Here is a 1,680-nt window from a genome sequence, read left to right as displayed (position 1 = left end):
CTGCCCGCCGCCCTCGACGCCGATCAGGCACCCGATCCGCCCCGCCTGATGCGCGCGCCGCACCTCCGCCGCGGTCCGCACCATGGCGAAGCGATCCGGGTAGCGCGCGGCGATGGCATGGACGAGATCGATCTGTTCGAGCGTGCGTTCGACCTGCTCCTTGCCGGGCAGGTCGGCCGGCACCCAGACCGACCAGAATTGCGCCCCGACCATGCCCTGCCGCAGCCGGGCGATGTCGGTGTTGTAGCGATGCGGCCGGCTGGACAGGTTGGTGAGATCCGCCGTCCAGCGTGCCTCGCCCTCATTCTCGCGCAGGGCATCGGGCCAGTCATTGTGGCCATCGATCAGGGGCGTCGCGCGCAGTAAGCGCGCCACCCGCGCGGAATACTCGTCCGCATGCGCCGGCGCAGTCGCGCCCCACGCAACGGCCAGCGCGATCAGCAGGGGAACGCGGCGGCTCATCGCCCTTTGCCCGTGCGACGCGACGGCGCGGGCGCATTTTCGTTCACGGCGGCCACCTGCCGCTGTTCCTCGTGCAGGCTGAGCAACGATTCCATCAACTCTTCCTCCCCCGCGCTCGACATCACGCCGAGCACCTCTGCCTCGTCGCAGCCCTCGGCCGCGAGGTAGGCGTGCCCCATGCTCGAATCGATGTAGAGTGCCTGCCCCGGCCCCAATGTCACCGGATCGTAGAATTCGGTCTGCACGACGATGCTGCCGCTCAGCACGTACAGGAATTCCTCGCCGCTATGGCGGACGAGGTCGCCGAACTGCTCGGCCGAGCGCGCGCGGATCTTGGTGACGACGGGCACCATCCGCTTCCGCCGAAGCTCCGTGCACAAATAATAATAATCGTAATTGGGGGTCTCGACGCGCACCGCCCCGGCAATATCGCTCAGGCTGCGGCGCCCGGTGACGGGCTGCGCGGCGTCGCGATCGGGCTCGGCGAACAATTCGGACATGCGCATGCCGAGTCGCTGGCTGAGCGACTGGAGCTTGTCATAGGACAAGGTCAGCCGGTCATGCTCGATCTTCGACAGGGTCGAGACGGGGATGCCGCTCCGCGCGCTCATCTCTTTCAGCGTCCAGCCCTCCCGCGAGCGCACGCCCTTCAGCAGCTTTCCGAGCGTGGATGGCGACGACGACACGTTGTTCCGGCTCCCGGCCATTGACGAATTCTCCGATTAGGATCAGCTTGTCCTGATCGGAATATCGGCATTACGTTACCGATCGCGGTATCGCTCGGCAACGGGGGAAGGGAGAAACGCCATGGTATCCATGAAATGGCTGGGCGCGCTTGCGGGATTGTTCGGCATGGCGGCGGTCGCGCAGCAACCCGTCACCCCTCCGACGCCACTCACCCCCGCCCCCGTTCTCACGCAGTCCGGGCCCGCCATGCCCGCTACGGCCCGCGCGCTGACGGCCGGCGACGTGGAGACCTGGCTCGACGGATACATGCCCTATGCGCTCCGCAGCGGGGACATTGCCGGCGCGGTCGTCACCGTCGTGAAGGATGGGCAGGTGATCGCGGCCAAGGGCTATGGCTATGCCGACGTGGCGAAGCGCCGCCGGGTCGATCCAGCGCGAACCCTCTTCCGGCCGGGCTCGGTCTCCAAACTCGTGACCTGGACGGCGGTGATGCAACAGGTCGAGGCCGGGCGCCTGGATCTGGATGCCGAC

3 protein-coding genes are annotated in these 1,680 nt (G+C 67.4%); 1 reads left to right on the top strand and 2 read right to left on the bottom strand.

Going from position 1 to position 1,680, the window contains the following annotated elements; translation table 11 throughout:
* Together ACOJSF_RS06920 and ACOJSF_RS06915 are read right to left on the bottom strand one after the other, a co-directional pair.
* Nucleotides 1–462, bottom strand: a 462-nt coding sequence (locus tag ACOJSF_RS06920) for a membrane dipeptidase (RefSeq protein WP_420141481.1), incomplete at its 3' end; no start/stop codon positions are given.
* The gene (locus ACOJSF_RS06915; RefSeq protein WP_420141480.1) at nt 459–1,169 is read right to left on the bottom strand and encodes a helix-turn-helix domain-containing protein; all 711 of its coding nucleotides are present in this window, start codon (nt 1,167–1,169) and stop codon (nt 459–461) included. The genes ACOJSF_RS06920 and ACOJSF_RS06915, both read right to left, overlap by 4 nt.
* Nucleotides 1,170–1,269: 100 nt before the next feature.
* On the opposite strand from ACOJSF_RS06915, the gene ACOJSF_RS06910 reads away from it, so the two are divergent.
* The coding region (locus ACOJSF_RS06910) for a serine hydrolase domain-containing protein (RefSeq protein WP_420141479.1) at nt 1,270–1,680 on the top strand (411 nt) is incomplete at its 3' end.

The sequence above is a fragment of the Sphingomonas sp. genome (assembly GCF_048594985.1).
In the GTDB taxonomy this organism is placed as follows: domain Bacteria; phylum Pseudomonadota; class Alphaproteobacteria; order Sphingomonadales; family Sphingomonadaceae; genus Sphingomonas_I.
This window is presented reverse-complemented; position numbering and strand designations above follow the sequence as displayed.